This window comes from Streptosporangium sp. NPDC048886 (assembly GCF_055586905.1).
On sequence record NZ_JBVJHH010000078.1, the window covers coordinates 1 to 26,332 of the forward strand.

The 26,332-nt window shown below is 71.7% G+C and carries 28 protein-coding genes; 12 read left to right on the forward strand and 16 right to left on the reverse strand.

All coding sequences use genetic code 11. The annotated features are described in order from the left end of the window. From ACZ6R6_RS47500 to ACZ6R6_RS47510, 3 genes are all read right to left on the reverse strand, one after another. On the reverse strand, window positions 1-366 hold a 366-nt coding region (locus tag ACZ6R6_RS47500), incomplete at its 3' end, for a sugar nucleotide-binding protein (protein WP_470103926.1). A 16-nt stretch (window positions 367-382) separates the two neighbouring features. Further along, the gene (locus ACZ6R6_RS47505; RefSeq protein ID WP_470103927.1) at window positions 383-568 is read right to left on the reverse strand and encodes a hypothetical protein; all 186 of its coding nucleotides are present in this window, start codon (window positions 566-568) and stop codon (window positions 383-385) included. Window positions 569-1,097: 529 nt separating this feature from the next. Next, the gene (locus ACZ6R6_RS47510; protein ID WP_470103928.1) at window positions 1,098-1,493 is read right to left on the reverse strand and encodes a hypothetical protein; all 396 of its coding nucleotides are present in this window, start codon (window positions 1,491-1,493) and stop codon (window positions 1,098-1,100) included. 451 nt (window positions 1,494-1,944) lie between these two features. Between ACZ6R6_RS47510 and ACZ6R6_RS47515 the strand changes: the two genes are divergently transcribed. Next, window positions 1,945-2,445, forward strand: coding sequence for a SigE family RNA polymerase sigma factor (locus ACZ6R6_RS47515; protein WP_470103929.1), 501 nt, complete (start codon window positions 1,945-1,947; stop codon window positions 2,443-2,445). Between the two features lies 1 nt (window position 2,446). Further along, window positions 2,447-3,334 (forward strand): hypothetical protein, encoded by an 888-nt coding sequence (locus ACZ6R6_RS47520; RefSeq protein ID WP_470103930.1) that lies wholly within the window; start codon window positions 2,447-2,449, stop codon window positions 3,332-3,334. A 286-nt stretch (window positions 3,335-3,620) separates the two neighbouring features. Here ACZ6R6_RS47520 and ACZ6R6_RS47525 read toward each other — a convergent pair whose 3' ends face one another. From ACZ6R6_RS47525 to ACZ6R6_RS47535, 3 genes are read right to left on the reverse strand one after another with little or no spacing between them, the layout of a single operon-like run. Beyond that, window positions 3,621-4,799, reverse strand: coding sequence for an alpha/beta hydrolase family protein (locus ACZ6R6_RS47525; RefSeq protein WP_470103931.1), 1,179 nt, complete (start codon window positions 4,797-4,799; stop codon window positions 3,621-3,623). Window positions 4,800-4,822: 23 nt separating this feature from the next. Continuing rightward, window positions 4,823-5,620, reverse strand: a complete 798-nt coding sequence (locus ACZ6R6_RS47530; RefSeq protein ID WP_470103933.1) for a hypothetical protein — start codon at window positions 5,618-5,620, stop codon at window positions 4,823-4,825. Next, window positions 5,617-6,564: an ATP-binding cassette domain-containing protein gene (locus ACZ6R6_RS47535; protein ID WP_470103934.1), complete on the reverse strand. Its 948-nt coding sequence runs from the start codon at window positions 6,562-6,564 to the stop codon at window positions 5,617-5,619. The genes ACZ6R6_RS47530 and ACZ6R6_RS47535 overlap by 4 nt, the downstream gene beginning before the upstream one ends. A gap of 134 nt (window positions 6,565-6,698) precedes the next feature. On the opposite strand from ACZ6R6_RS47535, the gene ACZ6R6_RS47540 reads away from it, so the two are divergent. Both ACZ6R6_RS47540 and ACZ6R6_RS47545 read left to right on the forward strand, forming a co-directional pair. After that, entirely contained in the window at window positions 6,699-7,955 is a 1,257-nt protein-coding gene (locus tag ACZ6R6_RS47540) for a sensor histidine kinase (RefSeq protein WP_470103935.1), read from the forward strand. After that, window positions 7,952-8,608: a response regulator gene (locus ACZ6R6_RS47545; RefSeq protein ID WP_470103936.1), complete on the forward strand. Its 657-nt coding sequence runs from the start codon at window positions 7,952-7,954 to the stop codon at window positions 8,606-8,608. The genes ACZ6R6_RS47540 and ACZ6R6_RS47545 overlap by 4 nt, the downstream gene beginning before the upstream one ends. A 271-nt stretch (window positions 8,609-8,879) precedes the next feature. Here ACZ6R6_RS47545 and sigJ read toward each other — a convergent pair whose 3' ends face one another. Continuing rightward, a complete protein-coding gene (gene sigJ, locus ACZ6R6_RS47550) occupies window positions 8,880-9,803 on the reverse strand; it encodes an RNA polymerase sigma factor SigJ (protein WP_470103937.1) in 924 nt (307 codons plus the stop codon). A 169-nt stretch (window positions 9,804-9,972) separates the two neighbouring features. On the opposite strand from sigJ, the gene ACZ6R6_RS47555 reads away from it, so the two are divergent. Beyond that, window positions 9,973-11,124 carry an amidohydrolase family protein gene (locus tag ACZ6R6_RS47555; RefSeq protein ID WP_470103938.1) on the forward strand — a complete coding sequence of 384 codons (1,152 nt, stop codon included), beginning with the start codon at window positions 9,973-9,975 and terminating at the stop codon, window positions 11,122-11,124. A 29-nt stretch (window positions 11,125-11,153) separates the two neighbouring features. Continuing rightward, the gene (locus ACZ6R6_RS47560) at window positions 11,154-11,627 is read left to right on the forward strand and encodes a cupin domain-containing protein (RefSeq protein WP_470103939.1); all 474 of its coding nucleotides are present in this window, start codon (window positions 11,154-11,156) and stop codon (window positions 11,625-11,627) included. Window positions 11,628-11,766: 139 nt separating this feature from the next. Here ACZ6R6_RS47560 and ACZ6R6_RS47565 read toward each other — a convergent pair whose 3' ends face one another. Together ACZ6R6_RS47565 and ACZ6R6_RS47570 are read right to left on the reverse strand one after the other, a co-directional pair. Next, the gene (locus tag ACZ6R6_RS47565; protein WP_470103940.1) at window positions 11,767-12,747 is read right to left on the reverse strand and encodes a LysR substrate-binding domain-containing protein; all 981 of its coding nucleotides are present in this window, start codon (window positions 12,745-12,747) and stop codon (window positions 11,767-11,769) included. Window positions 12,748-12,777: 30 nt separating this feature from the next. Further along, window positions 12,778-14,094: an MFS transporter gene (locus tag ACZ6R6_RS47570; RefSeq protein ID WP_470103941.1), complete on the reverse strand. Its 1,317-nt coding sequence runs from the start codon at window positions 14,092-14,094 to the stop codon at window positions 12,778-12,780. Window positions 14,095-14,389: 295 nt separating this feature from the next. On the opposite strand from ACZ6R6_RS47570, the gene ACZ6R6_RS47575 reads away from it, so the two are divergent. From ACZ6R6_RS47575 to ACZ6R6_RS47590, 4 genes are all read left to right on the forward strand, one after another. Then, on the forward strand, window positions 14,390-14,932 hold the full coding sequence (locus tag ACZ6R6_RS47575; protein WP_470103942.1) for a 3-hydroxyanthranilate 3,4-dioxygenase: 543 nt from the start codon (window positions 14,390-14,392) through the stop codon (window positions 14,930-14,932). Then, window positions 14,932-15,912: an amidohydrolase family protein gene (locus tag ACZ6R6_RS47580; protein ID WP_470103944.1), complete on the forward strand. Its 981-nt coding sequence runs from the start codon at window positions 14,932-14,934 to the stop codon at window positions 15,910-15,912. The genes ACZ6R6_RS47575 and ACZ6R6_RS47580 overlap by 1 nt, the downstream gene beginning before the upstream one ends. After that, window positions 15,909-17,147 (forward strand): carboxylesterase/lipase family protein, encoded by a 1,239-nt coding sequence (locus ACZ6R6_RS47585; protein ID WP_470103946.1) that lies wholly within the window; start codon window positions 15,909-15,911, stop codon window positions 17,145-17,147. The genes ACZ6R6_RS47580 and ACZ6R6_RS47585 overlap by 4 nt, the downstream gene beginning before the upstream one ends. A gap of 104 nt (window positions 17,148-17,251) precedes the next feature. Further along, window positions 17,252-17,641, forward strand: a complete 390-nt coding sequence (locus ACZ6R6_RS47590; RefSeq protein ID WP_470103948.1) for a YchJ family protein — start codon at window positions 17,252-17,254, stop codon at window positions 17,639-17,641. Between the two features lie 112 nt (window positions 17,642-17,753). Here the strand turns inward: ACZ6R6_RS47590 and ACZ6R6_RS47595 are convergent, their stop codons facing one another. Beyond that, window positions 17,754-18,182: a pyridoxamine 5'-phosphate oxidase family protein gene (locus ACZ6R6_RS47595; protein ID WP_470103950.1), complete on the reverse strand. Its 429-nt coding sequence runs from the start codon at window positions 18,180-18,182 to the stop codon at window positions 17,754-17,756. Window positions 18,183-18,329: 147 nt separating this feature from the next. Continuing rightward, the gene (locus tag ACZ6R6_RS47600; protein ID WP_470103952.1) at window positions 18,330-18,770 is read right to left on the reverse strand and encodes a hypothetical protein; all 441 of its coding nucleotides are present in this window, start codon (window positions 18,768-18,770) and stop codon (window positions 18,330-18,332) included. A 417-nt stretch (window positions 18,771-19,187) separates the two neighbouring features. On the opposite strand from ACZ6R6_RS47600, the gene ACZ6R6_RS47605 reads away from it, so the two are divergent. Beyond that, window positions 19,188-19,736 (forward strand): Pycsar system effector family protein, encoded by a 549-nt coding sequence (locus tag ACZ6R6_RS47605; protein WP_470103953.1) that lies wholly within the window; start codon window positions 19,188-19,190, stop codon window positions 19,734-19,736. Window positions 19,737-19,823: 87 nt separating this feature from the next. On the opposite strand, the gene ACZ6R6_RS47610 is transcribed toward ACZ6R6_RS47605, so the two are convergent. From ACZ6R6_RS47610 to ACZ6R6_RS47630, 5 genes are all read right to left on the reverse strand, one after another. Beyond that, on the reverse strand, window positions 19,824-20,693 hold the full coding sequence (locus ACZ6R6_RS47610; RefSeq protein ID WP_470103954.1) for a bile acid:sodium symporter: 870 nt from the start codon (window positions 20,691-20,693) through the stop codon (window positions 19,824-19,826). 52 nt (window positions 20,694-20,745) lie between these two features. Then, window positions 20,746-22,077 (reverse strand): Dyp-type peroxidase, encoded by a 1,332-nt coding sequence (locus ACZ6R6_RS47615; protein WP_470103956.1) that lies wholly within the window; start codon window positions 22,075-22,077, stop codon window positions 20,746-20,748. A 22-nt stretch (window positions 22,078-22,099) separates the two neighbouring features. After that, a complete protein-coding gene (locus ACZ6R6_RS47620; protein ID WP_470103958.1) occupies window positions 22,100-23,128 on the reverse strand; it encodes a hypothetical protein in 1,029 nt (342 codons plus the stop codon). A gap of 45 nt (window positions 23,129-23,173) precedes the next feature. Further along, complete coding sequence (locus ACZ6R6_RS47625; protein WP_470103959.1) at window positions 23,174-23,707, reverse strand: hypothetical protein; 534 nt, start codon at window positions 23,705-23,707, stop codon at window positions 23,174-23,176. 192 nt (window positions 23,708-23,899) lie between these two features. Further along, complete coding sequence (locus ACZ6R6_RS47630) at window positions 23,900-25,054, reverse strand: methyltransferase (protein WP_470103960.1); 1,155 nt, start codon at window positions 25,052-25,054, stop codon at window positions 23,900-23,902. Window positions 25,055-25,205: 151 nt separating this feature from the next. Here ACZ6R6_RS47630 and ACZ6R6_RS47635 point away from each other — a divergent pair, with 151 nt between their 5' ends. Beyond that, the gene (locus tag ACZ6R6_RS47635) at window positions 25,206-25,757 is read left to right on the forward strand and encodes a DinB family protein (protein WP_470103962.1); all 552 of its coding nucleotides are present in this window, start codon (window positions 25,206-25,208) and stop codon (window positions 25,755-25,757) included. Window positions 25,758-26,332 lie beyond the last annotated feature (575 nt).

Genomic DNA, 26,332 nt, shown 5'->3' on the forward strand with positions numbered 1-26,332 from the left:
GATCGGGTCGGGGGCGCAGGTCTCGTCGTAACGGATCCGGGCGCCGGAGAAGACCGCGTCGCTGGAGACGTGGACCAGGTGAGCGCCGGTGGCCGAGGCGGCGAGAGCCACGTGCGCGGCGCCGTCGGCCGTGACCGTCCAGTCCGCCTGGCGGAACGCGGCGTTGATGACCGCCTCCGGCCGCCAGGCGCCGATCAGGGCGGTGACGTCCTGGCGGCGGCGGAGGTCGAGGGGCCGCCAGTCGGTGCCGGCGGCCTCCCCCGGCCGGGTCAGGTAGGTCGCGACGACCTCATGACCCGCTGCCAGGGCCTGACGCACGAGCTCGCCGCCGAGGAACCCGCTGCCGCCGGTGATGAGAACCCTCATGGCCGACCACGGTAGTTCATCCGGTGTCGAGAGCACGGCCGTCGCCGATGGTCACGCTCCACCAGGCCGTGGCGACCGCCACGGTGGTGGCACAAGCGATCTCTCCGGGGCTGGCGGAGGTCTGCCCGGTCAGGGCCTGGCGGCATTCCGGACGGGCCTTGGCTCGCCGGCCGTCGGTGCTCCGGCCGGGGCGTGGCATCACGGCGGACACGGTCACCGGCTCCGGGGCCGGGGCGGGCTCGGGTCCTTCCTGGCGCCGACGGGGTGGGGCACTCGCGGCAGACATCGCGTAATGCGGCGTCAGGTTTATCCTGAAGTTTCTTATCCGCCCCGTTACCCCGGGTGGCGCTGTTGAACCTGGGGCGCGTACACGGATGTGGTGTACGAATTTTCGCTGGCAGTAAGCGTGGCGCTGGAAAACGAAGACGGCCATCGCGTGATCCTTCGGGCTGCGAAACCAAGATCGAAGAAGAAGCCCGCCCCCCCGAGCCGGATCTGTGGGGACGGGGCGCCGGGGGCCGACGAGGAACGCGTCACCAGCCCCGACGGCGACGCTTCACAGGCCAGACGGGGTTGCCCTGGGTGGAGGCATCGGCTCGCCGGGCCCGTCATGGCCCCTCCGGCAAGCCGATGACCTGCGTTTTCTCGCTGATCTGAAGCCGGTGACGCGTTTCTTGACGGCACCCCGGTGGACGTGGAGCGCGGCGGCCACGCCCCGGCCCGTCGCCGTCCTAGGCCACGGAGTGGTTGATCGTGCCGGTGTAGGTGCCCGCCACCGCCTGGGCGGGGATGTTGATCACGATGGTCGGGTTCCAGGTGGCGGAGTTGTTGCCGGACCCGGTCGTCTTGCTGAAGGCGGTGCGCGAGACGTCCAGCGACTGCGCGGCCGCCGCGTTCACCTGCCCGGGGACGAAGGTGCCGGTGCCGGTCGTCGCGGTGGCCGGACCGGACCAGTAGCGCAGCGCGGTGTTCGGGATGGTCTCCGCGGCCGTGCCGCCGCCGGTGGTGAAGCCGCCCGGGGCCGCGATCACCGACGCCGTCCACGTCGCGGTGAGCGCGGCGCGCTGGTCGGAGACCGTGACCGGGCCGTCGGGCACAGTGATCGTCAGCCCGTTCGGGGCGGTCACCGTGAACGTCACCGTGGTGGGACAGGCGGTGGAGGCGGCACACGTGCCGGCCGGGCGGGCGGCGCCACCACCGCCATCGCCGCGACCAAGCTGACGGCGCCCGCCAATGAGCTGCCGAGACGGCTTTTCGACACTGCCGGCTTCCCTTCATCACACCCCACCCGCTCCGGGCCGTCCTGGGTGATCAACATCCTGCTCCGTCACCGGCCGGCGGCAGCGATCCGCGTGCTGATCTGTCAACTTTTGGTGATCTTGAGAGGCTTCCGATGATCAAGCAGGAGAAAGCGGCTCTCGCGGGTGACCCAGCTGTCACCGGCTCATCCGCCGCCCATCCGGTCCCCGCACCCACCGCACGCCCCGACCGCTTGTGAGGGCCCCGACCAATCGCCGGCGGTACGCCATAGATGCACGGCCTCGGCCGCATCTAAGCGGATGAGACCCGAGGAGAGCCTTGCATCCCGACCAACAACGCGAATTCGCCGAATTCGTAGCCAGCCGATCGGACAACCTGATCAGGCTCGCCTACGTCCTGACCAACGACCAGCACGCCGCCGAGGATCTGCTGCAGACAGCGCTGATGAAGACCGCCGGCCATTGGCGGAAAATTCGCGGCAATCCCGAGGCCTACGTGCGGCGGGTGATGTACCACGAGCAGGTCGGCCGCTGGCGAAGTCCCCGCTGGGGCCGCGAACGGGTGGTCCAGGCACCCCCCGAGCAGGTGGTCGCCGACCGCACCGGCGAGGTCGAGACCCGCCTCACCCTGCAACAGGCGCTGCGCACCCTGCCGGTGCGCAAACGCGCGGTACTGGTGCTGCGCTACTACGAGGACCTTTCCGAATCGGAGGTCGCGAAGATCATGGGCTGCTCGGTGGGAACCGTGCGCAGCCAGACCCATCAGGCGATCGTCCGGCTCCGCGAGCTGGTCGGCGAACCCATCACCCTGGAGGCCTGACATGACCGTCAACGAGCAGAAGATCGCCGAGGAACTGCGGCTGATCGCGGGCGAGGCCCAGCCGGTCAACGCGCTCGCCTACGCCTCCCGAGCGGCCACCAGAGCCTCGAGGCGCCGCCGGCTGTCGTGGTCGCTCACCGGAATCCTGGTCGCCGCGGCTTCCGTGACCGGCGTACTCGTCGCGACCTCCTCACCCGGAGGCCCGAACATCGCCGTGCAGGTCTCCGAACTGCCGCAGAACACCCCCGAGCAGCTGCGGGCGGTACGCGACTGCATGCCCATGGGAGGCCCGGTGCACGGCATGGACGGCAAGAAGCGGATGCCCGAACACGGACGGGCCGAGGACTTCCGCGTGCTGGTGGAGTACCGGGACACGGTGGGGGCGACGGCACTCGTCGGCAGCACCGCCGGGTTCGTCTTCTGCACGCCGCAGAAGTACGAGGCGTTCGCCGAGCGCGCGGTGTTCACCTATTGGGGCTACAAGCCTCCGGGTGATCTGGCGGCCGGTCTGTCCGGAAACCTCACCGTGGATGCCTATGAGGTGCAGACGGACTCGCACGCCATGCGGGACGACGACCAAAGCGGCGGCTCCTACCGGGTCGTGGCCGGGCGCGTCGCATCCGGCGTGCGGCGGGTGGAGATCGACTGGGCGGACGGGCGGCGCACCGACGCGCAGGTGGCCAACGGCTTCTTCGTCGGGCGGGTACTGGGGAAATCGGTCTCGGATCCTGAAGGCGGCGTGGACGCATTGGGCGAACCCATGGAAATCCTCAGCACCCCTTCGGTCACCGTGACCGCCTACGACGAGACGGACCGGGTTGTCGGACAGGAGAAGGACATCACCTATGCCTGGCGGGGCCCCGTCCACCGGGCTACTCCCAGGAGCTGACCACCACCGCGACGGGTCACCACCGGCGGGTCGAAACGTGACCTGAGTGCGTCAAGCACAGTTGTGCCCTGCGGGAAGATCGGAAGTGACTCCCGGTCCCGGCTTCCGAGATCCCGCAGGGCGGCGCCGTACAGGCCGCCGGATCCGCTTCCGGGACCGCGACCACGATCGATCCATGGCCGCGCGTACGGCCCCGCCCTCGGCGCGTACCCGGCACCGGGGCGGGGAGGGGGCCTGACCGGCTCGGAGCGAGATCCCCGGCCGGTCCCCGAGGCCGGCCGCGGGGTCAGGGGTTGTGGAAGGCGACCTCGGGGTCGGCCGGTGACGGGCCGTTGAGCAGTGGCTGCTCCCTGCCCTTCAGATGCAGGTCGAAGAAGGCGGCGACATAGGTACGGGTGATCTCCAGCGAGCGCTGCGGCGACAGAGCGTCCGGGCCCGACATGCCGACCGCTTTCTGCAGGATGGACAGGTCGGTGAAGCTGAGGTGGTCGGTCCCGGCCACGGTGAGCCATCGCTTCCAGCCACTCATCTTCGCCCAGCCCTCGTCCCAGGTGTGGTCCTCGCCGGGGACGTGGTCGGCCTGACTGCCCAGCAGCAGGAAAGGGCGGTGGAGTGCGGGGACGGGATGGAAGGTCCCGTCCAGATTCACCCCGGCCCGCACGCGCCTGTCGGCCACCATGGTGGCGGCGCCGGCGTCGCCGCCGAGAGAGTGACCTGCCATGCCGATCCGCTTGGAAGCGATCATGCGGGCCTTCCGCCAGGCGGGGTGCCGGCCGGTCAGCTCGTCGATGACGAAGCTGATGTCCTCGCTCCGGTTCTTGGTGATGGCCGCCTGCCCGCCTTCGGGAGGCTTGGGCCGGTCGCACAGCGGAGCGCAGGTGATGGTCCGGCCGTCGGGGAGGGTCGTGCCGGAGGATTCGTAGGCATGGTCGACCAGCGCGACGACGTAGCCGCGGCTGGCCAGGTCCTCGGCCAGGAAGGTGAGGCTGGCGCGCGGGAGGCCGAGGCCGGGAGAGAGCACCACCAGCGGGTGGCGGCCGGGCTTGGCGGAGGCGCCGGTGTGGGCGTGGGTGCGGGTGGCGCTGACGGTCTCGGCGGGCAGTCGGATACCCGGAGCCTTGCGTCGCAGCAGTGAGGCGGCCTCCGCGGTGGTCATGTAGGGGGCGGGGCCGCCGGTGGCGGAGCGGGCGGGGTAGTACATCGAGATCATGAGCCGGCGGGGGCCCGATTCCGGTACCCACGGGTCCTTGCGGCTGTCGTCGACCAGATGGAGGATGTCGCGGCCGACCGGGTCCGGTCCGGTCGGGCGGGGGAGCTCCAGCCGGACGGCGGCCGTGGCGGCGGGAGCGGGGGTGGGCTGTCCGGACGCCGAGGCGGCCGTCGTGGCGCAGGCCACGGCGGGCAGGGTGAGGCAGGCCGTCAGGGCGGCGGCCAGCAGGCGGGCCCGAGTGGTCCGTGTCGTCATGGGATTTCTCCTCGTCGGGGTGGTCATACGTCGCGGCGACGTATGACGATCAGGGTCAAGAGAGCGGCGGCCAGGGGCCAGAGTGTGAAGGTGGCCCACGAGTCGGCCACCGTGGGCAGGGCCGGGTCGTCCCGGAGTTGGGGCAGACCCAGGCAGGTGCGCCAGACGTAGAAGGGGACCAGGGCGTACAGCTCGTTGGCCCATTGGTGGACGGTGGGCCGCAAGAAGGTCGGCACGATGACCAGCACGGCGCAGACCGTGACGACGGCGGCGGCGGTGTGCCGTACCAGCGCGCCGATCCCCATGCCGGCCAGCGCGGACACCGGTGCGAGCAGTGCGTTGGCGGCCAGGACGCGCAGCACGCCGGGGTCGCCGAGCGAGACGGCGACGCCGCGGCCGGACAGGATGGCCTGGCTGACACCGAACGTGCCCGCCGAGATGAGCGCGCCGGTCACGAGCGTGCCGGCGGCCACGACGGAAAGCTTGGCGGCCACGACGCGGTGGCGGGCCGGGACGGCGGTGAGGGTGGTGCGGATCAGGCCGGTGGCGTACTCGCCGACGACCGTCAGGGCGCCCAGGCTGCCGGCGCCGATCACGAGCAGGGAAGCGGAGAGGCCGCTGAACGTCTCGTTGAGGGGGTTGAACCGGGCCCTCTCCATCGCCGTGAAGTCCGGCCAGCCGCGGTAGGCATCGAGGCTGTTCTGGGCGGCGAACCCGACGATGGCCAGCGTGCCCAGGCCGACCAGCCAGAAGGTCGAGCGCAGGGAACAGAGTTTGATCCACTCGGCGGCCAGCAGGTCGCGGAATCGGGGGGCGGTCACCGCCGGTCACCGGCCCGGGAGTCCGCTCGGGAGTCCGCGCGAGAGTCGGCCCGGTAGTCCGCGCGGTCGGCGGTCAGCTCCATGAACGCCTGCTCCAGCGAGGCGGTGCGCGGGGCGAGCTCGTGCAGCATGATCCGGTGCTGATGGGCCAGCTCGCCGATGCGGGCGGCGCTCAGTCCGGTCACGGTCAGGGCCCGGCCGTCCTCCGGCCGCACGGCCGCGCCCTCCGGGGTGAGGACGGCGGCCAGCGCGCCGGGATCGGGCGTGCGTACGGTGACGGAGGCGCCGGCGCCGCGGGCGGCGAACGCGGCCAGGGCCTCCGCGGCGATCAACTCGCCGCGGCCGATGACGACGAGGTGGTCGGCGGTGTTCTCCATCTCACTCATCAGATGGCTGGAGACCAGCACGGTGCGGCCTTCGGCGGCCAGACGGCGGAACAGGCCGCGTACCCAGCGCACGCCTTCGGGGTCCAGGCCGTTGACCGGCTCGTCGAACAGCAGCACGGGCGGGTCACCCAGCAGGGCGGCGGCGATGCCGAGCCGCTGGCGCATGCCGAGGGAGAACCCGGCGATCCGGCGGCGCGCCACCCCGGCCAGCCCCACCTCCTCCAGCACCTCGGCCACTCTGCGGCGGGACAGGCCGTTGCCGCGGGCCAGCGCGTGAAGATGGGCGGCGGCGGTACGGCCGCCGTGGACATCGCCGGCGTCCAGCAGCGCGCCGGCGTGCCGCAGTCCGGCCTTGTGGCGGCCGAACGGGTGGCCGTCAACGGTGGCGCTTCCGCTGGTGGGTCGGTTCAGGCCGAGGATCATGCGCATGGTGGTGCTCTTGCCGGCGCCGTTGGGGCCGAGGAACCCGGTGACGTGCCCGGGCCGTACGGTGAACGTCAGGTCGTTCACCGCCGTCACCGCGCCGTAGCGCTTGGTCAGTTCGTTGACTTCGATCACGGTCGCCAACGCTGTCGCAGATCACAGGCGCGCCGGATCCGGCCACGGGCCGGTTTCCGCGGCGCGGGGGTGGCCCGCGGGCATACGCCCGCCGGCCGATGCCCGGCCGGAAGCGGATGACTACGATCAACCGAGTGCGCGACAAAACGCCCAGACCGCCCCTTTGGTCACGGTTGCCCCGTGGTACGCGGGCCCTGCTCACCTGGTGCGGCCTGGCGGCCCTGGTGCCGCCGCTGTACGCCATGACGCTGATCGACGGCGAGAGCCTGCTCCCCGTGGGGACCATCCACGCCGCTTGCGCCGTCGCCATGGCCGTCCCCCTGGCCTGGGCGCGGCGATGGCCCGGCGTGATACTCGCGGTGTCGCTGACGGAAATCGTCGTGGCGGCGGCGCTGGGGCAGCCGGCGCAGCGGATCTGGCCGCTCTTCCTGGCGGCCGACGTCCTGGTCGGTCTGCTCACCGCGCTCCGGCCGCGCCGCGCGGGCCTGGCCGCGGCCGCCGTCACGCTGGCCGTCCAGGAGACGGTCTGGCAGGTGGACCTGCTACGCCACGGCCTGCGCGGCTGGGCGTCCGGCTTCCTGGCGCTGTCGGTCCTGCTCGGTCTGGGTGTCCTGGTCGCCTGCATGGCCGGGCTGGTCGTCCGGCAGCGGCGCGCGTACGACCAGGCGCTGCGCGCGCACGCCGAAGTCCGGGCGATCACGGACGAGCGGCTGCGCATCGCCCGCGAGCTGCACGACACGGTCGCGCACAGCATCGGCATCATCGCCATCCAGGCCGGCGCGGGCGCCCGCGTGATCGACCAGCGGCCGGAGCAGGCACGCCAGGCGCTGGACGCGATCGAGGCCACCAGCAGGCAGACGCTGAGAGGACTGCGGCACATGCTCGGCGTGCTCCGCGATACCGAACGCGAGCGTCTTGGAGCACCGCCCGAGCCGGCCCCTGCCGCGGGGCTGGCCGACGTCGACCGGCTGGCCGAGATGACCACGGCCGCCGGCGTCCGCGTGGACGTGCGCAGACACGGGCGGCCACGCCCGCTGCCCGCCGCCGTCGACCGCTCTGCCTTCCGCATCATCCAGGAATCGGTGACCAACGTGCTGCGTCACGCGGGAACAGGCCGCTGCCAGGTCATGATCGGCTACGGGGACGAGGACCTGCGCATCGAGGTCGTCGACGACGGACGCGGCGCCGTCACCCTCGCCTCCCCGCTCGAGGGGAGCGGGCACGGCATCGCCGGCATGCGAGAGCGGGTAGCCCTGCTGAGCGGCGACTTCAGCGCAGGCCCCCGGCCCGAGGGCGGCTTCCGCGTCACCGCTCGCCTGCCGCTCGCGACCTCGACCGGACATGCGACCGTCCGGGCACGGACGGAGGCCGGCCCGGTGAGGCCCCGGTGACGATCCGCGTCGTGCTCGCCGACGACCAGCCGCTGATCCGCGCCGGCCTGCGCATGGTCATCGACACCGCCCCCGACGTCGAAGTCGTCGCGGAGGCCGGGACCGGAGCCCAGGCCGTCCAGCTCACCAGGCGGCTGTGTCCCGACGTGGTGGTGATGGACATCCGCATGCCCGGCATGGACGGCATCGAGGCCACCCAGACCATCATCGCCGAGTCCCCCGCCACCCACGTGATCATGCTGACCACGTTCGACGACGACGACAACGTCCACGCCTCGCTCCGTGCCGGGGCGAGCGGGTTCCTCGTCAAGGACATGGCGCTGGAGGACATCCTGTCCGCCGTCCGCGTCGTCGCCGCCGGCGACGCCCTGATCGCGCCCGGCGTCACCCGCCGCCTCATCGAGGACTTCGCCCGCCGCCCCGCCCCCGCCCCTGAGCCGCGCGAGCTCGCGAGCGTCACCAGGCGGGAACGTGAGGTGCTGACCCTGGTCGGGCGCGGTCTGTCCAACGCCGAGATCGCGGCCCGACTGCACATCAGCCCGGGCACCGCCAAGGCGCACGTGGCCAGCCTGCTCACGAAGCTCGATGCCCGCGACCGGATACAGCTGGTCATCATGGCCTACGACGCGGGCCTGGTGTCCCCGTCCCGCTGACAGGGATTTCGAATACGACGGAGCGCGGGCGCGGGAGGTCGTCGGCCGCTACGAGGAGATCGACGCCATGAACCTCGACATCGCCACCGACGGGCTCCAGCTCACGCTCGAGGTCGGGATCAAGCCGGAGATCCGCCAGACCTCGGACGCCGGCATGCCCCCCCCGACTACCCGCCGGCCGGCTCTTCGGCCGGGTCCCGGCCGCATCCTGATCGATCGGCCGGAGGGAGCGGCCGCGCTGTGCCGGCCAGAGGACCATAGGACGCTGTGTTCAGCGGATCCCGGTGAGTTTGTCGGGATTGGTGACCGAGTAGATGCCGGCGATCCGGTCACCGCCGGGCGTGAGATCCACGACGACCACGGCGAGCGGGCTGTCGCCGGAGAAGACGAGCGCGCACGGGTCGCCGGCCACCCGCCGGTAGCGGATGTCCAGCCCGGCTGCGGGCAGCGCCGTGGCGACCGACACGAACAGCGCGGCCACCTGGTCGCGGCCGTGCACGGGCCGCATGCTGGTGGCGGGTCCCTTGCCGCCGCCGTCAGTCCACAGTGTCACCTCCGGTGCCAGCACCTCCAGCAGTGCCTTCAGGTCGCCGCCGAGGGCGGCCGCCGCGAACCGCTCGGTGACCTGGGCGTGGATGTCCGGCTCGGTCCGGTGACGGGGGCGGCGCGCGTGAACGTGGCGGCGCGCGCGGGCGGCGAGCTGGCGGACCGCCGCCGGCGTACGGCCGAGGATGCCCGCGATCTCCGGATGGCCGAAGCCGAACACCTCGTGTAGCACGAACACCGCCCGTTCCAGCGGCGACAGGGTTTCCAGCACCACCAGCATCGCCATCGACAACGATTCGGCGCGCTCGGCGGTGCCGGTGACGTTGTCCTCGGCGGTGACCAGCGGTTCCGGCAGCCAGGGGCCGACGTAGGTCTCCTGCCGGCGGCTCATGTCCGCGCGACGGGCGAGCGCCTGGTTCACCGCGATCCGCACCAGGTAGGCCCGGGCGTTCTCGATCGGTCCGGCGTCCGGCCTGCGGTGCCGGGTGGACCAGGCCAACCACACCTCCTGCAGCGCGTCCTCGGTGTCGGCGACGCTGCCGAGCATGTTGTAGACCACCGAGAACAGCAGTTCGCGATAGCCGAGGAACTGCTCGGTGACGGCCCGCTCGATGGCGGCGCCGGTCGCGTGCGGTGGGGTCGATGTCACGGCGTACCTCCTCATCTGTCGCGGCCGAAGAGACCCGTCACGTCGGGAGTGTGACATGAACGGCTGAGATGTGATCCATGCCACGGCCTTCGGGGCGATGTCACAGCCGGCCGCCGGCGTCCCTCTTTGGTGGCGTCCGAGGATTCACGACCCATGAAGGAGATCTTCGATGCGCACACTGATCCGCGACGTCAGGGTGTTCGACGGCGAGCGGACCATCGCGACGGCCGACGTGGTGATCGAGGACGATCTGATCGCCGTGGTCGGCACCGGTGCGGGTCGCCCGGCCGACGTCGAGGTCGAGGTCGACGGGACGGGCAGGACGCTTCTGCCCGGGCTGATCGACGCGCACACGCACGTGTTCGACGGCAGCCTGGCCCAGGCACTGCGGTACGGGGTCACCACCGAACTCGACATGTTCTGCCTCCCGCAGATCCTCGCGGAGCAGCGGCGACTGGCCGCCGAGAACGACGACGTGGCCGATCTTCGCAGCGCGGGCACCCTGGCCACCGCACCCGGCGGACACCCGACCCAACTGCTGACGGCCCTGGTGGGCACCCTCCTCGACGGCCTCGACGCGGCGACGATCGACTCCGTCTCCGACCCCGCGCAGGCGCCGGCCTTCGTCCAGGCCCGGCTGGCCGAGGGAGCCGACTATCTCAAGATCGTCATCGACGACGGCACGGTGCACGGCGCCGACCTTCCGGTCATGACGCCGGAGACCGCCGCCGCTCTCGTCGCGGCGGCACACGACGCCGGGCTGAGGGTCATCGCCCATGCGATCACCGCGTCCGAGGCGGAGATCGCGCTCGACGCCGGCGTCGACGGCCTGGCCCACGTGTGGACCGACCTCGCGCCGGACGACCCGGCCTCGCAGCGGCTGGCCGAGCGGGTCCGCGCCCAGGGCGTCTCCGTCGTGACCACGCTCGCCTACTTCGAGGCGATCACCGCTCAACACCTGGAGACCGCCGACTGCGCCCGTCCCGGCAGCTCCGCCAACGCCGTCGGCGCGCTGCGGGCCCTGCACCGAGCCGGCGTGCCCCTGCTCGCCGGGACCGACGCCACCCCGTTCGTGCCCGCCCACGGCACCGGCATGCACCGCGAGCTGCGACTGCTCACCGAAGCCGGGCTCAGCGCCGAAGAGGCGCTCGCCGCCGCGACCAGCGTCCCGGCACACCACTTCGGCCTGACCGACCGCGGCCGGATCGCCCCCGGTCTCCGCGCGGACCTGGTGCTGGTCGAAGGCGACCCCACCCGGGACATCACCGCCACCGGCTCCATCACCGACGTCTGGCGCCGCGGAGTGCGCCAGACCCGCTAGCCCCTTCCAACTCCTCGGATCGGAACACCATGTCCAAAGACCGCTTCATCATGCTCGACGCCGGCCAGGCGCGTCCGGGCCGCATCCCGATCCCGCCCGCGTTCTCGGTCAAGGCCGGGAGCACCGACACCGAAGGCCGCTTCTCCCTGCTGGAAGTGGTCGTGGCACAGGAGATCCCGCGCCACGTCCACCACATCGCCGATGAGAGCATCTACGTGCTGGAAGGAGAGCTCGTCGTCGACTTCGACGACCGGACGCACACCGTCACCCGGGGACAGTTCGTCCTGCTCCCCCACGGTGTCCCCCACGCCCTGCGCCCCGGTGCGGGCCGACCGCCCCGGGTGCTCCAGCTCTCCTCCCCAGGCGGCTGGGAGTGCTTCGTCGAGGACATGATCGAGGCCAGGAGCCGGATCAGCAGCGGCGGAAGACTCGACCCGGCCCAGCTCAACCTCATCTCCGGCAGATACGACATCACCTATGAAGAAGAGCGCCGCCCGGTCTGACGGGCGGCACCTCGCCAGGGGCGCCGACGCGCCCCTGGCACACGGCGACCGAGCGTGGTTCCGTGGAGCGACACTCCCTCCGGCCCGCGGTAGCCGGTCAGCGGCCGACGATGTCCCGCATTCCCCGGATGGCGGCGGGTCAGCCGCCCTGGCCCGGGTCGGCGGGTAGTCCCTGCCGGAGTCTTCCCGCCTGTTCCTGCCGGAGTCTCTCTGCCTGTTGCTGCAGATGAGAGAGCATGGCCCGGCCCGCGGGCGGGAGCGCGCGGGCCTCGGGCAGCGTCACGCCGACCGAGCGCCGCACGGACGCGAGCGGCACCGGCAGCTCCACCAGCCGGCTGTCGGTGCTGACGAACAGCGCCGGAAGGGCGGCGATCATGTCGGTTTCGAGGAGCAGGGAGCGGATCGTCAGGATGGATGTGCATTCGACCCGGTTGCCGGGCAATGCCAGCCCCTGGCGGTGGAACACCTGCTCCAGCTCCTGCCTCAGCGAGGTCTGCTCGAGCGGGAGGATCCACGGGTAGCCGAGCAGCTCCGGCAGCGCACGGGCCTGCTCGGCGGGGTGGCCGGCGCGGGCCACCAGCAGGACGGGCTCGTTGTAGAGGGGGATCTGGCGCAGGCCCGGCCGGTCCTCGATCGGGTTGAGCCGGCCCAGGATCAGGTCGGTCTCCCCGTCGACCAGGCGGGGGACGAGCGAGTCGAAGGTGCCCTCCCGGACGATCACGGTGACGCCCGGGCGCTCGGCCTTCAGTGAGGCGATGGAGCGGGGCAGCAGCACGTTGGTCGCGGTCAGCAGGGTGCCGACGGTGACGGTGCCGGCCTCGCCGTCGGCGAGGCCGGCGATCCGGTCGCCGGCCCTGCGCAGCTCCGCCTGCACGGCTCGCGCGTGGTCGATGAAGGCCTCGCCGAAGACAGTGGGGGTGACGCCGCGGGGCCCGCGCGAGAACAGCTCCACCCCGAGGATCCGCTCCACCTCCCGCAGCCCCCGCGTCACGGCCGGCTGCGCCAGGCGGAGGTGCTCGGCGGCGCGCAGGATGCTGCCCTGCTCGGCGATGGCCGTCACGAGCACCAGGTGCTTGAGCTTGAGCCGGCCGCTCAGCAGGTCCAGGGGGCGAGATATCACTGAAACAGTATATGAACCGAAGTTTCCTGCTTATTTCGTTATATCGGCTGGCGCTGCGGGAAGGTCGCCCAGGCGCTCGGCGTCGTTGCGCGGGATCACCAGGGCCGCGACCAGGCTGATGACGGCCACGGCGGCCAGGTATCCGGTGATGGACAGCGAGCTCCCGGTCGCGGCGTAAAGTGACGCCGCGACCAGCGGCGTGATGCCCCCGCCCAGCATCGCGGCCAGCTGGTAGGCGGCGGAGGTGCCGGAGTACCGGATGGCCACCGGGAAGAAGCTCGCCGTGAGCGTGCCCTGGGGGGCGTGGGTCATCGACAGCACGGCGCCCATCGCCACCATGAACACGGCGACGAGGACCGGGTTCCCCGTGTCGACGGCCGGGAAGATCGCCATGGCTCCCACCAGCAGGATCACCGAACCCCACACGAAGACCGCCCGCAGGCCCAGCCGGTCGCCGAGGTGCCCCCACAGCGGCGCGGTGGCCAGCCACGTGGCGGCGCCGCCGATCACGCAGGTCAGCAGGAAGGTGCGCGACAGGCCCGCCGCCGCCACGCCGTAGCTGAGGATGTAGACCATGAAGATGTAGGCGAGCGCGCTGTTGGCGATGACCACCGCGATCGTGTGCAGGACCTGGCGCCAGTGGTCACGCAGCACCACCGCGATCGGCAGCTTCACCGGCCGGCGGCGCTCGACGAGGTTCTCGTAGTCGGGGCTCTCCTCGATGCGCAGCCGCAGGTACAGCCCGACCACCACCAGCACGACGCTGAGCAGGAACGGCACCCGCCAGCCCCAGGACATGAAGCTCTCCTCGCTGAGCAGCGAGGAGGTGCCGAGGAAGACGAGGTTGGCGCAGAGCATGCCCGCCGGTGTGCCCATCATGGGGAAGGCGCCGTAGAGGGCGCGGCGGCCCTTCGGCGCGTGCTCCATGGTCAGCACCACGGCTCCGCCCAGCTCGCCGCCGAGGCCGATGCCCTGGGCGATGCGCATCACGATGAGCAGGACGGCGGCCCATACGCCGATGCTCGAATAGGCGGGGAGCAGGCCGATCAGCGTGGTCCCGATCCCCATGATCAGCAGAGAGACCACGAGGGTGTTCCGGCGCCCGATCCGGTCGCCGAAGTGGCCGAAGACGATGCCGCCGAGCGGGCGGGCGAGGAAGCCCACGGCCATGGTGCCGAACGCCGCGATGGAGCCCGCCACCGGATCCATCGCCGGGAAGAACTGCTTGTTGAACACGAGCGCGGCGGCCGTGCCGTACAGGAAGAAGTCATACCACTCAATGGTCGTGCCGATGAAGGCCGCCCATGAGACGCGGCGCGCGGCCCGGCTGTTGTCTGTGCCCATCATCCGTACCTTCCGATCGGGGGGTACGGACGAGGATGCATGCTGGCGGTATGCCAAGACGAATACCGATCCGCGCATGTCATATGCCGAAAACGACATATGACAGAAATTGCATACTGAACCCACAAGACAGTATTGGACTGTTATCCCGGCGCCTCCGCACAATTGCGGCCATGAAGCCCGCGCACCATGCCAACGGCGCCTCGCCGGCGGCGGGGGACGTCCTCCCCGCTGTGTTCACCCGGCCTCGGGGGTCGGGCGGGGGCGTTGCCGGTCACCTCCCGCGAAGGAGCCCAGCATGATCCCGCCGTTCAACCTCCATCGGTGGATCGACGAGCATCAGGACCTGCTCAGGCCGCCCGTCGGCAACGTGCAGATCTGGAAGGAGGCCGACCTGATGGTCACCGTCGTCGGCGGCCCCAACCAGCGCACCGACTTCCACGACGACCCGATCGAGGAGTTCTTCTACCAGCTCAAAGGCGACATGGTGCTGCGCGTGCTGGAGGAGGAGGGCAGAGCTCCCGTCGACGTGCGGATCAAGGAGGGCGACGTCTTCCTGCTGCCGCCGCATGTCCGGCACTCCCCGCAGCGGCCGGTGCCCGGCTCGATCGGCATGGTCGTGGAGTACGCCCGCCCGCGAGGCGAGCTGGACGCCTTCGAGTGGTACTGCGTGAGCTGCCACCACCTGGTCCGCCGGGCCGAGCTGCAGCTCGAATCGATCGTCGAGGACCTGCCTCCCGTCTTCCAGGCGTTCTACGACGGCGACCGCACCTGCCCGCACTGCGGGACGACGCACCCCGGCAAGGAATGGCCGGCACACCTGCGACCGGTGATCGAGTAATGGTGATCGACGTTCACGCCCACGTCTTCCCGCGCATCTCCCGGCAGGAGAGCCGGATCCTCGCCGGCGCGGGCGAACCCTGGCTGCGCGACGGCATGATGATGAGCGGCGAGGACGACTACCGTCCGGTCACCCCCGAGCTGTGGGACGCGCAGGCGCGCCTTTCGGCGATGGACCGCGCCGGGGTGGACGTGCAGGCGGTCTCCTCGACACCGCTGCTGTTCGGCTACGCGGCGGAGGCGGACCGCGCGGCCGACTGGTGCGAGCTGGTCAACGAGCGCATCCTCGCCCACTGCGCCCAGGACCCCGCCCGCCTGCTGCCCCTGTGCCAGGTCCCGCTGCAGGACCTCGACCTGGCTGTCGCGGCGGTCACCAGGGCCAAGGCCGCGGGCCACCGCGGGGTGCACATCGGCAACCACGTCGGCCCGCGCAACCTCGACGACCCGCAGATCATCGAGTTCCTGGCCCACTGCGCCCGCGAGGACATGCCGGTGCTCGTGCACCCGTGGGACATGCTCGGCGCCGACCGCATGGCCGGGTACATGCTGCCGTGGCTGGTCGGCATGGCCGCGGAGACCCAGCTCGGCATCCTGTCGCTGATGCTCTCCGGCGCGTTCGAGAAGCTGCCCGCGTCCCTGCGCCTGTGCTTCTGCCACGGAGGGGGCAGCTTCGCCTTCCTCCTCGGCCGTGCGGACAACGCCTGGCACAACCGCGACATCGTCAGGAAGGACTCGCCCAGGCCCCCCTCGGCCTACACCGACCGCTTCTACGTCGACTCGGCGGTGTTCGACCCGCGGGCGCTGCGCCTGCTCGTCGAGGTGATGGGCGTCGAGCGGGTCATGCTCGGCACCGACTTCCCCTTCCCGCTGGGCGAGCAGGAGCCGGGCGCGACCGTCCGCGACTGCCCGGACCTCGGGGAGGCCGGCCGGGCCGCCGTCCTCGGCGGCAACGCGGCACGATTCCTGGGACTGGGCGCGTGACCCTCGCGCACACGGCCCTGGGGACGCTGCGCGGCGTCCGCTCCGCCGGGGTCCGCGCCTTCAAGGGGGTGCGCTACGCCGCCCCCGCCCGCCGGTTCACCGCCCCCTCCCCCGCCCTCCCCTGGCAGGGGGTCGAGGACGCCGTCGCGCCGGGCGCGCCGGCCCCGCAACGGCCGGGGCGGATGGGGTGGGTGCCCGGCCTCGAGATCGATCCCGCGGCGGGCCGCGAGGACTGCCTGTTCCTCAACATCTGGACGCCCTCGTGCGAGGGGCGGCGCCCGGTGCTCGTGTTCCTGCACGGCGGCGCGTTCGTGTTCGGCTCCGGCACGCAGCGGATGTACGACGGAGCCGCGCTCGCCCGCGATCACGGGCTCGTCGTCGTGACCGTGAACTACCGGCTCGGCCTGTCCGGGTTCTGGTACGGCGACGCCGTACCGGCCAACCTCGCCCTGCGCGATCAGATCGCCGCACTGGAGTGGGTGCGCGACCACATCGCGGCGTTCGGCGGGGACCCCGCCGAAGTGACCCTCGGCGGCCATTCGGCGGGCGGCACCAGCGTCCTGGCCCTGCTGACCGGCGCGCCCGGCCTGTTCGCCCGGGCCGTGGCGATGAGCCCGGTGCCCTACGGCTTCGCCACCGGCGACGAGGCGGACGCCTGGACCGCGGCGGCCCGGCGCGCGCTCGGCGCCGATCCGTCCGAGGTCCCGCTCGCGGACCTGCTGGCCGCCGAGGAGACGGCCGTCCGGTCCGCACCGCCCGTGGGCGGGCTGCTGCCGCTCGCCCCGGTGGTCGACGGCGACCTGCTGACCGCCCATCCCCTGGACGCGATCCGCTCGGGTGCCGCCGCGCCGGTGCCGCTCCTGGTGACGACGGTGACCGAGGAGGCGCGGCTGTTCGCCGCGATCGGCTCGGGAGACCTCGACACGCTGGAGATCTTCCACCGTCCGGCGGAGGAGGTCGTCCGGGCCCACCGCGGTCGCGCACGGCACCTGGTCTGCGACCATCGCTCGCCCATGAGCCGGGGCGGGATCGCGCTCGGCGCGTGCCACCTCGTGGACGTACCCCTCTACTTCGGCAACCACGGGAGCCCGCTGACCGGTTCGGGACCCGGGGTGGCGGCGCTGGCAGGCGCGATGACCGAGGCGTTCGCCCGGTTCTGCCGCGGCGAGGAGACGGCGGACCCGGCGGGGCCGAGATCGCGACCGCCGGTCCGGGGGAGATCGGCACCGGCCTGACGCTCACGGCGATCAGGCCGTCACCGGCGCCGCGGGTCGCGGCGGCTCCGTCGCCGTCGCGGCTGCCGGGCGATCCGCCGGGTCCGTTCGGGCACAATGGGGGCATGTCCCGTCGTGTCCCCGCCGCCGGCTGCCACTGCGGCCTGCCGGCCTCCTACCAGGACTGCTGTGCCCGCTTCCACCGGGGCGAAAGCTCGGCCGCCACCGCCGAACTGCTCATGCGGTCCCGTTTCAGCGCCTTCGCCGTCGGCGACGAGGCATACCTGCTGCGCACCTGGCACCCCGCCGGCCGCCCGCCCCGCGTCGACCTCGACAGGGAGCTGCGCTGGGTCCGCCTGGAGGTCCTGGAGACCGCCGACGGCAACGTCTTCCACACCGAGGGGACGGTCCGGTTCCGCGCCCACTACCTTGATCGCGGACGTCCCGGGCAGCTTGACGAACACAGCCGTTTCGTCCGCCTCGACGGCCGCTGGGTCTACGCGGGCGTCGTGTAGCACGCGCGCCCGCCAGTGGCGCGGTGGGGGCTCCAGCGCCACAGCGCCGCCTGACGGCCTCCGCCGTGACCGGCTCAGGACCGTCCGGCGCGTCCCCCGGGGCGGCGTCCGGTCACGACTGGTCATCCGAGAGCCAGCGCTCCGGACGCATCCGGATACCGATCATCCGCGCGGTCGCGCCGGCGCTCGACCCGACATAGCGATCGCCCTCCTCCTCGCCGAGATACCGCCGGGCCAGGGCCCTGCGCTCGTCGGCGGTCACCGACTCGGCGATCGCGGTGACCGGCCCCTCCACCGACACATACCGGTAGGGCGGCTCCGCCGCCTGCACGCACAGGCTGTAGCGCCCGGCCAGGCGGATCAACCGGGCCTTGCGGCTGTCGCGCGGCGTGATCAGCATCACCTCACCGCCGGGCGCGTAGCCGTACCACATCGGCACCGCCAGCGGCCCATGGCCGTCGTCGGCGACGACGCTCACCACCCCGACCCTCACCTCGGCCAGGAACGCCTCCCGCTCCGGCCTGGTCATCGCCCGTCCCATCGCCTGCTCCCTCCGCCGTGGAATCCTCAGCCGGACACGCGGACCGGTCAGTGCAAGGTAGGCCGGGGGCGAGTCGATCACAACCCCTGTCCTGCCCGGCGCGCCGGCGGCCCGCCGGGCGGAGGGAGACGGGCACCGCGCCGCGGGTCAGTCCGGCGCCCAGTACTTGTCCAGGAGCTTCTCCAGATGCCGCACCACCGGGCTCCAACTGCCGGGCAGCGTGTAGCGGCTGACCCGGCGCCCCCGGTAGGCGATCGTGTATTCGAGGAAATCGGCCCCCTGCGGCCGCGCCTCGGAGCGCCCCAGGCGCAGGCGCTTCAGATGGCCGCGCAGCGCGCCCATCTCTCCCCTGGTCAGGCACTTGTCCACGACCGGGCCCGTCCGCCGGCTCAGCCGGGCACACCCGCTGGTGTATACGATCACCCGGTCGTCGAACCCCGCGAAACCGCCCTGCCGGCGGAGCTCCACCAGCACCTTCTTCTGTATGGCCGGCCTCTGCGTGGCCACCGCCCGCGCCGGCTCCGTCGCGGTCACGGCTGGGAGCGACAGCAGCGCCGACACCAGGAGGATCCGCCAGATCTTCGTCATGCCCTCTTGAACGTAACGGAGCGGCGGTCGGCTCACCTTCCCCCCGGATCCGTCACCTTCCCGCCGGATCCGGGGGTGAGGATCCGGATCCGTCCGGGCGGCGGGCGCGGCCGAAGGCCAGGGGCGCCCGCGCCCGGACCCGCCGCCCCGGCACGGGAGACGTCCTCGGCCGTCGGCGACGCCGTCCAGCGCGGGGCAGCAGGCTCCCGGGCGCCCTGGCGGGGCGCGCGTTCAGGGTCCGCAGGACACGGAGAGCGGCACCGACGGCCCTTTCCGGCTCCGTCCTGGCCGCACCCCTACAGTCGAAGGTAGTGGGACTCACACCCGCCCACTTCCGAAGCGTCGGCTGCCTCGCATGTCATCGGCCGCCGGTCAGCTCCACCGGCCCACGGCCCCGACGGAAAGGACCCGCCCACCATGAACCACCGACCGGCTACATCCAGCGGCCACTCCGGAGACGACAGCGGCGCGCGGCACGCGTCCATGTCCCCGTTCCTCAGGGACCGGCTCGACGCCGCCACCGCCGCGGCCCGCGCCGAGCTGATCAGCGCCAGCGAGAAGAGGGCCGGCCTTCTACTGTCGTGGGCGGGCGTCGCCTACGGTGTGATGGTCACCCTCATCCTCACCGGCCCGGCCCGCTTCCCGGGAGTCGGGCGCTTCGGCGTCATCCTGGCGCTGATCCTGCTGTCCGCGGCGGTCCTGCTGATCCTGATCACCATCCGCCCGCCGAACCCCGGACAGGGCGGACAGCGGATCCTCGCCTACGCCGAGGAGCCCACGCCCCAGGCCCTGATCGAACGGATGAACGCCGAGACAGCCGACTACGAGCTGTTCCTGGCCACCGACGCCCTGCGGATCGCCCGGATCGCGCGCACCAAACACCGCAATCTACGCTGGTCCGTCAACCTGATCGTCACCGGCATCACGGTCATGACGGTCATGGTCTTCCTGGAGCGCCTGCTCTGACGCCGTCCGGAACCACCGCGGGCCCCTCCCCCCTCGGACCGCTCGCCTCGCGCTCCGGCGGCCGGCACCCCGGCGGCACCGCGCGTCTCAGGCGGTGCCGCCGTCCCGACCGTGGCCGAGCACCGCGGCGACCGGCAGGGCCGCGGCCAGACCGCTGATCAGCACCGCGGCGAGCGCCCCCAGAACGGCCTGCTCATCGCCGAAGGCGATCCCGACGGCGGCCAGCGGAGGCCCCACGTTGCGCACCGCCGCGATGCCTCCCATGGTGGTACGGCGCGTGGGCGTTCCGGTGGCCAGTAGTGTGCCGACGCCGAACGCGACGACGGACAGGACGGCCCCGGCGAGCAGGGTGCGTGAGCCGAGCAGCGCGACGACGTCGTGCCAGCTGCCCAGGAGCATGCCCGCCAGCACCACCATGAACGTCACGTTCGACACCACGGCGGTGACCGGGTGCCACGAAAGCGCCGTGGACCGCGCGTAGCGGTGCACCGTCAGCCCGACGGCGAACGGCACGAGCTGCAGGATGGCCATGGTCCGCACCAGCGCCGCGACGTCGAGGGAGACTCCCCCACCGACCTCGGCCAGGGCGAGGATGCCGCTGCTCGTCGGGCCGAAGGCGAGGCTGCCCACGGCGGCCAGCAGCACCTGCATCGCCGTGCCCGCGACCACGTCCCCCTTCTGCACCATGCTCAGCTTCGCCCCGAACGGCCCGCCCGGTGACGAGGCGACCAGGACCACGGCGACGAAACCCGCGGCGGGCAGGCCGAACAGCGCGGCGATGCCCCAGCCGAGCAGCGGGACGGCCACCAGATTGGCCAGCAGCGCCAGCAGGAGCAGCGGGAGGTCGGTGAAGACGGCGCGCAGCGCCGGCAGCGTGGTCGCGAGACCGGCGGCGAACATGGTGGCCACGATGAAGATCACGGTGACCGCGTTGAACAGCGACTGCAACGCGGTCATGAAGCCTCCGGCCCGTCGACGGCCGCGTCCGGGCGGCGCCTGGCGCCGCGCGTCATTCGCCGAGGTCGCCGAGCCAGCGCAGGGCGCTCAGCGAGGGCAGGAAGCAGTATTCTCCACCGCGCGTGACCACGAACCGCGGCAGGCCTTGCAGGCGTCGCCGCAGCGGCCTGCGGGGGATCGTGAAGTCACCGGGACCGTCGCCGGATCCGACGACGGGATCCCTGGCGTCGCCCGCGCCGAAGAAGACGCCGTCGTTCATCCACTCGGACTGGACGAACTCGAACTGCCGCCCCGGATGCGCGCCGATGAAGGCGAACATCAACCCCCGGTCGGCCCCGTCGTCCTCCAGGACGCCGTCGGGCAGCGGCGGGCCGTAGACCGTGCCGCGTCTGATCATCCGGTGCAGTCTCGGCACGCCCGCCACCACCGCGTCGCGGGGGTTGCCCCGGCGGATGTGGCAGCCGCCGGGAGTGATGAACCCCGCCGGATCGTCCTGCTGGTAGAGGAAGCTGTTACGGTACGGGTCGGCGTCGAGGGCGGGATCGTCGCGGTCCGGGCTGAGCGCCAGGGGCGCGCCGCTGCGCCAGCGGCCCATGATCTTCGCCGCCAGCAGTTCCTCGTCCGCCGGATCGGTGGCGTTGTCCCGCAGATAGCGGCGGAAGGCGCCGACGCGCTGGTGGAGTTTCCGGAAGGCCGCGTAACTGCCGTTGCGCCCCAGCACCTCGGGCCGGAGAGTCCGGACGCCGCCGAGCTCGTCGGGGTAGCCGAGCACGAACTCCCCGGCCCTGAGCGGCTCCTCCAGCTTGTTGGACCCGGCGATGCCGCTGCCCTCGACAGCCGGGTGGCTGATGCCGTCGCGGTAACCGAAGGGCTCGGTCTCGGTGGGCAGCGCGTGGCAGTCCTGCCGCCAGATCGCCCTCACGCCGGGCAGCGCGTGATAGGCCAGGCGGGCACGGTCGATGGCCGCCTCCAGGCGCGCGCTGTCGGGTGCGAGGGCCACCAGCACCAGGTGGACATCGGACGTGCCCAGTGGCGCCTCCCAGTTCGCGGGGGCGCTCTCGCCGACGTCGCCCAATGCCGTGGCGCGCGCGGCCATTCCCTGCCGGAACTCCCAGGCGAACGTCTCCAGCGACTCCTGCGGCACCCCCAGTGCCCTGAGGCCGTGGTAGGTGAGCGCGACGCTGACCCAGGTCTCTCCCAGGGGGCTCACCGTGTCGGCGGCCGAGGTCACCACCGCGGCGACGCGCCGCATCAGCTCCCGCCCCTGCGCGCGGTCGTCGATGCGGAACAGGATGTAGGTCGCCGCATACGGGCTCGGGCGAGGGCTGAGCACCCCGCGCTGGATGTCGTCGAGTTCGAGTACGGCTTGCGCCTGACCGGTCATGAGCACTCACCTCCCTGGCGCGCTACTTCGACGCGACGATGTTTCTCCAGAAGGCGCGCAGGCTCTCGTCGCCGCCGAACAGCGAGCTGAAGACCGTGGAGTCGGCCAGCAGCACGTCACCGGCCCGCTCCCCGCCCGGGGGCATCCACAGGACCATGTTGAACTCGGTGTTGCCCGCCTCGGTGAAGGGGTGCGGCGGCCGCGACGGGTCGATCGGCTGCCTGCCCAGCACGTGGACGACCTTGGGGTCGTCGGTCGTCACGGCGTAGTGGGGCAGGTGCATGTGGAAGTTGAGAGTGGTCACCCCCTCCAGCCACCCCCTGGTGTCCAGGTCCCTGGCGACGGACAGCGGAGCGATCTTCTTGGGCTCCCGCACCGCGGGGCGCAGGCCGTAGCGGTTCTCCACGGGCACGCCGAGCTCCCGCATCAGGGTGCGGAGATACCGGGCGAACCGCTGCTGGCGGGGCACCAGGGGGTCACCGTGGTGGTGGTGCTCCATGTCGCGCACGGCCAGGTCGTCCGTCGCCCCGACGTCGTGGTGCGGCCCCAGGACCAGACAGGTCCCCTCCCTGGCCAGGAAGTCCCGCACCGCCTCGATCTCCTCGGGGGTGGGCTCCTGCCCGGTGACCATGTGGTCCAGCCCGAACAACAGCAGGGTGTCGGTGTCGGCCAGCACCCGCTCGTCCAGCGGGGTCTGGAAACCCGCGTGGTCGACGCGCTGGTAGACGGGCACGGGATGGCCGGTGGTCTCCAGGGCGAAGTTCTGGAACGGCGTCCAGCCCCGGAAGAACAGCTCCAGCGACCCCGCCACCCCCTGCTGGAACCACCGCGGGTCGGACCACTTGGGGTCCTCGTAGGCGGGCCAGCTCGTCCGCCGCACCTCGGTCATCGTGGAGAAGCGGTTGTCGAGCTCGGCCGGGTCCCTGCCGGCCTCGGCCGGATAGCTCCACGAGACGTAGATGCTCACCCGTCGCCGGCCGGAGGTGTATTCGCGCGGCACATGGTCCTGGTTGTAGGTGCGTGCGGTCCTCAACTGGTTCATCTCGCTCATCTCGTCTCCCGGTCGACAGCGGAGCACTCGGGCCGCGGCCCGATCTCACTGCAGTTGGTCGAGCATCTCCGACAGGGCGCTCTTGATCCGCAGAGCCTTCTTGATCTCGTCGGCGGTGACGTACGGATACTCGCCGTACTCGATGAAGCTAGGACAGTGATGCTCGCGGACGAATTTGACGAACGCCTCGGGATTGGTCCTCCAGTCCTCGGGGAAGCCCTCGAGGTTCTCGAAGGCCGTGCTCACCCCCGACCGGGTGAACAGCGCGATGGCGTCCTCGGTGTATTTGTCGAAGTCGGTGTCGAAGATCCCCTGATACATGAAACGCGTGTCGCCGTCGAAGAGCACCCAGCGCAGGTAGTGCAGCTTCAGCGGCGCGAGAAGGTGCGGATCGCCCTCCAGCGCCTTGGCCAGCGTGTGACCGTAGTTGCGGATCGCCTCGGCCCGCCCCGGCTTGACGTCCGCGATGATGGTGAACCCGTAGCACGCCGGGGTCCTGGGGAAGACGGGGCCGTATTTGCCCTGTTCGAGATGGTCGGTCTCCTTGGGAATGACGACCGCCTGGGGCGTTATGTCCATGCCTGCTCCCCTTTCGCCCTTCACCCGGCAGAGTCAGAGGGGGAACAGGCCGGAGCCGCCTGACCACAGAATTATCCCACGCCCCGATTACGATCCGGCGCGCCCCGCCGTACGGCCCGCGCCCACCGCTCGCGGCGCGGCCCGGGCGCCGGCAGGGCGCGGACCGGACGTCGGCAGGGCCCGGCCGGCCTGTCAGCTCCTGACGGCCCGCAGGATGACGAACTTCGGGTTGCTCGCGACGACCTCGCAGTTGCCGAAGAGCCGCCGGAGCTTCACGTGGTATCCGAGGTGCCGGTTGCCGATCACCCACAGCTCGCCGCCACGGCGCAGCGCGGTGCGCGACCCGGTGAACATGCGCCAGGCCGTCGCGTCGGTCGTCGCCTGATGGGCGTGGAAGGGCGGATTGTTCAGCACCAGGTCCACCGACCCCGCAGGCACCCCCGACAGGCCGTCCCCCACCACGAACCACGCCGTGACGTCCGCGGCGACGTTCGCCCGGAACGTGGCCTCCGCCGAGGCCACCGCCTGGTAGGACTCATCGATGAACATCACCTCGGCTCCGGGGTCGGCCAGCGCCGCGGCCGTCCCGACCACCCCGTTGCCGCAGCCCAGGTCCACCACCCGCGCACGGCCACGGCGCCGGGGCAGGTTCTGCAGGAAGAACCTGGTGCCGATGTCGAGGCGGTCGGCGCAGAAGACACCCGCGTGGTTGGTGACGGTCAGACCCGAGACCACTCCCACGTCATCGGGCAGCGCGTAGTCTCGCGGCCACGGGCTGGCGGACCGGGCGAGCCCGGGATCCGGCGAGCAGAAGATCAGCCGCGCCTTCCTGGCCGCCAGCGACGTCCGGGTCGGCCCGAGGATCTGCTCGAACAGCTTCAGCGTCGAGGTGTGGATCTCGGTGACCATCCCCGTGCCGACGACGACGGTGCCCTCATGCAGACCGGGCGCGAGGCGGTGCAGCTGATCCTCCAGGAGCGCGAGGCTCTTGGGCACCCGGATCAGCAGCACGTCGATCCGCTCCGGCGGCGTGTCCCTGGTCGACAGCAGCCGCACCGTGCCCGCCTCGACCCCGTTACGCCCCAGATTGGCCCGGGTCGCCTCCTGGGTGAGGAAGGAATCGGTGATCTGCACGGGGCGGTGATCGGCCAGGGCGGTGACCAGGGCGCCCCACCGGTCGCCCACCACGACCACGGTGCCCGACAGGTCCGTCGGCCCGCCGTCGATCCCGGCCAGGTGCCGTAGCAGGTATTCGTCGGCGGCGTCCCAGGCGCGGAGCGCGTCACGCGGGCCGTCGGGGAAGCGGGCGAGGTCGAACTCACCTCTTGACGTCGTGAAACGGTTCATCGTGCCCACAGGCTAACGGAGTCCCCCGGCGCACCGGCCAATCCGGGGGGCGGCGCCCGGCCCGGCGACCGCCCTGGGCCGCCCGCCGGGAGAAGCCCGCCGCGGCGAAAACCGGTGGCACGGCGGCCGGAGCCGATGACAATCTCCGGGGATGACCGCAACCCGCGTCGATCTTCTGATCCGACAACTCGACATCGCCTGGTCCCTGTTCGAGTATCACCTGAAGGACCTCGACGATCCGCTCTGCCTCTGGGAACCGGCACCAGGCTGCTGGACCGTCCGGCCGGACGGCCAGGACCGCTGGGTGGCCGACTGGGAGACACCCGAACCGGATCCCGCGCCGGCCGTCTCGATCGGCTGGCTGACCTGGCACATCGGCTTCTGGTGGACGACCACCCTGGGCCACTGCTTCGGCTCCGGAGCGCCCGCGCGCGAGGAGATCACCTGGCCGGGCACCGCCGCGGCCACCGCCGACTGGCTGCGCGGGCTGAAGGACGGCTGGCGGGCGAGCCTGCTGCGGCTCACCGACGCCGACCTCGACTCCACCGGCAGGACCGCCGGACTGCCCTGGGGACAGCACGAAACGCTGGTGAACATCGCGGGCTGGGTCAACGTCGAGCTGACCAAGAACGTCGCCGAGATCGGCCTGCTGTGCAATCTTCACGGAGCGCGGAGGGATGGCTCCGGCGACGCTTCTGTGTGAGCGCCCGAGGCGGCCGGGGCCGCCGTCCCCGACGCCCCCCTCCGACATCTGACCTGCGGTGATTGTGTTCTGCGTCAGGGTCGTGCCATGACCAGAACCTCTTCCCTGATGGCGTCGAGGTCGTGCCCGGCGGCCTGACTCGGGCGGAAACCCTGCCGGAAGCACTGTCCGGCATCGAGCGGGCATTCCTGTTCCCCGTCGCCACCGGGGGCGGCGGAGTCCTCGACGCGGCGCGGCAAGCCGGCCTGCGGCATGTCGTGCCGCTGTCCTGGGGTCCCGGTGGTATCGGCGAAATTTTCAACGGATATGCAGGTCAGGGTATCGGTGAGGACCTTCGAGCACGGCTTGGAAGGGGTTCGCTGACCTGCCTTGACCTTGTTTCCCGCGCCGTCGCCACCGGGATCCCGTGTTCACCGTCGCCGAGATTGAACGGCCGGAGGAGAGCTGCTCCCGGAGCGGGAAGGTCTTCCCCGCAGGTCAGGAGAGGTCGGGCGGCTCGTGCCGGGGCCGGGCCGTCACGGCTTCAGCTTGTCGGCCTCCCGGACGTCGTGGAGGTGGATGAGGACGTCGAAGGA